This is a genomic window from Thermodesulfobacteriota bacterium (genome assembly GCA_040756475.1).
In the GTDB taxonomy this organism is placed as follows: domain Bacteria; phylum Desulfobacterota; class Deferrisomatia; order Deferrisomatales; family JACRMM01; genus JBFLZB01.
In genome coordinates, this window is the sequence record JBFLZB010000277.1 from 1 (window position 1) to 4,251 (window position 4,251).

6 protein-coding genes are annotated in these 4,251 nt (G+C 66.5%); all 6 read right to left on the bottom strand.

The genetic code is table 11. The features are described from left to right. Positions 1 to 62: 62 nt before the first annotated feature. Positions 63 to 1,358: a phenylacetate--CoA ligase gene (locus AB1578_22325; GenBank protein ID MEW6490634.1), complete on the bottom strand. Its 1,296-nt coding sequence runs from the start codon at positions 1,356 to 1,358 to the stop codon at positions 63 to 65. A gap of 371 nt (positions 1,359 to 1,729) precedes the next feature. Beyond that, complete coding sequence (locus tag AB1578_22330) at positions 1,730 to 2,050, bottom strand: ATP synthase F0 subunit C (GenBank protein MEW6490635.1); 321 nt, start codon at positions 2,048 to 2,050, stop codon at positions 1,730 to 1,732. A gap of 64 nt (positions 2,051 to 2,114) precedes the next feature. Then, complete coding sequence (gene atpB / locus AB1578_22335) at positions 2,115 to 2,861, bottom strand: F0F1 ATP synthase subunit A (GenBank protein ID MEW6490636.1); 747 nt, start codon at positions 2,859 to 2,861, stop codon at positions 2,115 to 2,117. A 21-nt stretch (positions 2,862 to 2,882) separates the two neighbouring features. Continuing rightward, complete coding sequence (locus tag AB1578_22340) at positions 2,883 to 3,308, bottom strand: hypothetical protein (GenBank protein MEW6490637.1); 426 nt, start codon at positions 3,306 to 3,308, stop codon at positions 2,883 to 2,885. Continuing rightward, positions 3,289 to 3,549 carry an AtpZ/AtpI family protein gene (locus tag AB1578_22345; GenBank protein ID MEW6490638.1) on the bottom strand — a complete coding sequence of 87 codons (261 nt, stop codon included), beginning with the start codon at positions 3,547 to 3,549 and terminating at the stop codon, positions 3,289 to 3,291. The genes AB1578_22340 and AB1578_22345 overlap by 20 nt, the downstream gene beginning before the upstream one ends. A gap of 186 nt (positions 3,550 to 3,735) precedes the next feature. Beyond that, positions 3,736 to 4,251 (bottom strand): aminotransferase class III-fold pyridoxal phosphate-dependent enzyme (locus AB1578_22350; GenBank protein ID MEW6490639.1); only part of this gene is annotated, 516 nt, incomplete at its 5' end.

Sequence of the window (4,251 nt, forward strand, 5' to 3'; positions counted from 1 at the left end):
GCGGCTGCCCCGGGCCCGACGAGACCCGGGCAGCCGCCCGCCTGACGGGTTTGGAGCTTTGCCTATCTGCGCTCGTCGATCACCCGCTTGGCCTTTCCCTCGCTGCGGGCGATGCTCCCCAGGGGCACGACCTCCACGGGCGCGTTGATGCCGATGATGCCGTTGATGCGGTCGCCAATCTTCCGGCTCAAGGCAGCCAGGGCGTCCTTGCCCTGCCCGTAGACCTCGGGCTTGGCCTCCACCTCCACCTTGATGTTGTCGAGGTACCCCTTCTTGAACACGCGGATCTGGTACTGGGGCTCCACCTCGGCGAACTCCATGATGATCGCTTCCACCTGGCTCGGGAACACGTTGACCCCCGAGATGATGAGCATGTCGTCGGAGCGCCCCAGGATCTTCTCCATGGTCACCAGGGTGCGCCCGCACTCGCAGGTGTCCCGGTGCAGGCTCGTGATGTCGCGGGTGCGGTAGCGCAGAAGCGGCATGGCGCGGCGCTGGAGGGCCGTGAACACAAGCTCCCCCTTTTCGCCCAGCGGCATCGGCTCCAGGGTGGAGGGATCCACGATCTCGGGATAGACGTGGTCCTCGTTGAGGTGCAGGCGGCGCGCCTCGCAGGAAAAGCCCACCCCGGGCCCCATCATCTCCGTGAGCCCGTATGCCTCGTGGGCCGCAAGCCCCATACGGGCCTCGATCTCTTCCCGCATCTTCACGGTCCAGGGCTCGGCCCCGAAAGACCCCACCCGCAGAGCGGTCTTGCGCAGGTCCACGCCCATCTGCTCGGCCTTCTCCGCGATGGTAAGGGCGTAGGTGGGCGTGGAAAAGAGCACCGTGCTCCCGAAGTCCTGCAGGAGCATGATCTGGCGCTCCGTCATCCCCGAACCCGTGGGCAGCAGGCACACGCCCAGCTTCTCCGCCCCCAGGTAGAAGCCGAGTCCCCCGGTGAACAGGCCCATGCCGTAGGCGTTCTGGCAGATGTCGTCCGAGCGCACGCCCTGGGCGAAGAGCATCCGAGCCATGCACTCCGCCCACTGGTCCAGGTCCTCGGCGGTGTAGGGCCCCGTAATGGGCTTGCCGGTGGTGCCCGACGAGGCGTGGATGCGAACCAGGTCCTTCATCGGAACCGCGCACAAGCCGAAGGGGTAGTTGTCCCTCAGGTCGGTCTTCACCGTGAAGGGAAGCCGCGGCAGATCGGCCAGGGAGCGGATGTCGTCGGGGGAGACCCCCGCCTCGTCCAACTTGCGTTTGGTGAAAGGAACCCGGTCGTAGAGCCAGCGCACGGTCTCCCGAAGCTTCTGGCCCTGGAACGCCTCCATCTCCTCCCGGGGCATGGTCTCGAACTTCTGATCCCAGTACTTCATCGCAACTCCTCCCGAACGGGGTTCACGGCCGACGAAACGACAAGCAAACGCTGTACCAACCGGGCCGGCCCCGGCCGCACCTTCCACCGGCCGGTTGGTTGGGCTCTCGGATGCCTCGGGCCGGAACCGACACGCCGAGCGTCGGTAAGTATTGGCCGCCTGAAGGCAACATTTCAACGGAAAGGTTGGCGAACAAGAGAAGGGCCGCTCGCCTGCGTCTCGCGGCTCTTCGCCGCCGGCGGCGCGGTCCGCGCCCAGCCGAGCCTGTCCGCCACACGAAATGAAGGGCAGGGGGTTACCCTGCCCTTCCAAGGCGAAACGAGGATGAGGAGGGGTCCCGGGGAAAGAGCCCCGCGGGCCCTCCGGGGAAGCTAGAGCTTCAGGACGATCATCAGGGCGATAACCAGCGCGTAGATGACCAGGGACTCGATCATGGCGAGGCCGATGATCATCGGGGTCACGAGCTTGCCGGAGGCCGAGGGGTTGCGCGCGATACCCTCCAGGGCAGCGGCCAGGCCCCTGGCCTGACCCAGGGCGCCGAAGGCGGCCGCGATCGCGATGGCGAGGCCCGCCGAAAGGGCGAGCAGGCCGCGAAAGGCCAGGCCACTCTCGTCCTCCTGGGCGAACGCCGGGGCGGCGGCCAGCAGGACAAACAGGGCAACGGGAGCGACGGTCCAGAGCTTCTTGAGCATTTCTTTCACCTCCTCTCGAGTGGTTTTTGGATGAACGCGGGCCGGACCCGCGGAGTTTACGATCTCAGTGCTCCCCATGCTCGATGGCGCCCGAGAAGTACACCATGGTCAGGAGCATGAACACGAAAGTCTGGACGATGGAGACGAAGAGCCCGAGCACCAAGGTGAAGATGGGGACCGCCAAGGGCACCAGCATGAAGAAGATGGCTCCAACCTTGTGGTCGCCCATGACGTTTCCGAACAAACGCAAAGAGAGGCTCATGGGCCGGGCCAGGTGGGAGATGATCTCGATGGGGATCATGAGCCACGCGAGCCACCAGAACGGCCCGACGAAGTGCTTGAGATACGACGGCCCGTGCTCCTTGAAGCCGTACACGTGCGTCATGGTGAAGACCACCAGTGCGCAGGCCAGTGTGGTGTTGAGGTTCTCCGTGGGTGGAGAGAAGCCGGGCACGATGCCGGAGAGGTTGCTGAAGAGGATGAAGAAGGCAAGCGCCCCCACCAGATAGAGGAATCGGGGCGCCACGCGCCCCATGGAGTCGCGCATGATCCCCAGGATGCCCGAGACCATGACCTCCATCAGGGTTCGCACGCTCAGGCCCGGCTCGGGTACGAGGTCCTCGTCGGTGAGGTTCTCGGTCTTGGTCTTCGAGCGGGCGACCGCGGCCAGGGTCAGGATGATGAGCCCCACGAGAATCGCGTTGGAGACGTGGAGCGCCGGCTCCCCGGTTTCCGGGTGGGGCAGGCTCTTCTCGACCCAACTAAGCCCGGGAATCAACGATGTCCAGTAGATGTCGCCGGCTGCTGCCATGAGCCCTTGCCTCCGATGTGCCTAGCGTCTCGCCAGGCGAAGTACCGCCTCGGCCGTGATGGCGACGAGGATCGCCGAGAGCCCAACGAGGAACCCGACGACATCCACCTGGAACTTGACGATCAAGAGCCCCACCAGGAACATCACCCCGAGGAACTTGAGCCAGTAGGCCGCCACGTTGCCCAACCGGGCGGTTCCCCTGAGGAAGACCGACCGGAGCACCCCCCCCAACACGCGGAAGTTGGCGGCCATCAGGAGGCCGCCGGCGAACACCCCCAACGCGAACTCCCGGGAGATCCCCAGGCCTGCGAGGGAGGCGACCGCCACCAGACACAGATTCATAACCTCGATCCGGTTGGTGCTCACCTCCGCGATGGGCGAGGCGTCCGGCTCGGGGGCTCCCTCGGGAACCGCAGGCTCCGTGGGCTCATCGGGGGGGGTTGCCATTGCCCTCCTGTTCGCCCTCCCGCTGAAGCTCTCGCATCACGCGCAGCAGGCTGCGAAACCCGGCGATCACTCCGCACAGGAGCCAAAAGAGCGTGAGCCACGGCGTCGTGCGCCCGCCGAACACCTGGGTATCGAGCACGTACCCGATGCCCGCCCCCACGGCCACGGAAAGTCCCAGCTCGAGGGTTCCGGCGCTGACCCGGGTGACCAGGCGCATCGCCTCGCGTCGCTGCGAGCTCACCGTCTTCTCCGCCCCGGGGCCCGTCGCTCCGGAAAGGCCGGGCCAGGCGCCCCGACGGTACCCACGACCCCCGGCGCGAAAGTCGGCCTTCTATAGCACAGCGGTCGAAACAGCGTCAAGCGCGTCGACGGCGTTTTCGGGTGGATTTCAAACGACGAAGGACGGGCAGCAAACGCCTGTTTGGGCTTACAGCGTTGCCAGGGTCTGATCCGCCGCCTCCAGGGTCCGCCCCAGGTCTTCCTCCGTATGCGCCAGGCTCACAAACCCCGCCTCGAACTGGCTGGGGGCGAGGTTCACCCCCCGCTCCAGCATTCCCTGAAAGAACCGGCCGAAGCGCCCGGTGTCGCTCTTCAGTGCCGTCGCGTAGTCGGTGACGGGACCCTCCTGGAAGAAGGTGGTGAACATGGCTCCCACCCGCGTGTGAAACGCCGATACGCCCCGGCGGCGCGTCAGCTCCGCGAGGCCGCCGCAGAGCGTCTTCGACTTGTGTTCCAGCGCCTCGTACACCCCGGGCCGGCGAAGCGCCCGCAGGGTCGCCAGGCCGGCGCTCATGGCCAGGGGGTTTCCCGAGAGGGTGCCGGCCTGGTAGACCGGACCCGACGGGGAGACCCGCTCCATGATCTCGCGCTTGCCGCCGTAAGCCCCCACCGGGAGCCCTCCTCCGATGATCTTGCCCAGGGTCGTGAGGTCCGGGGTTACGCG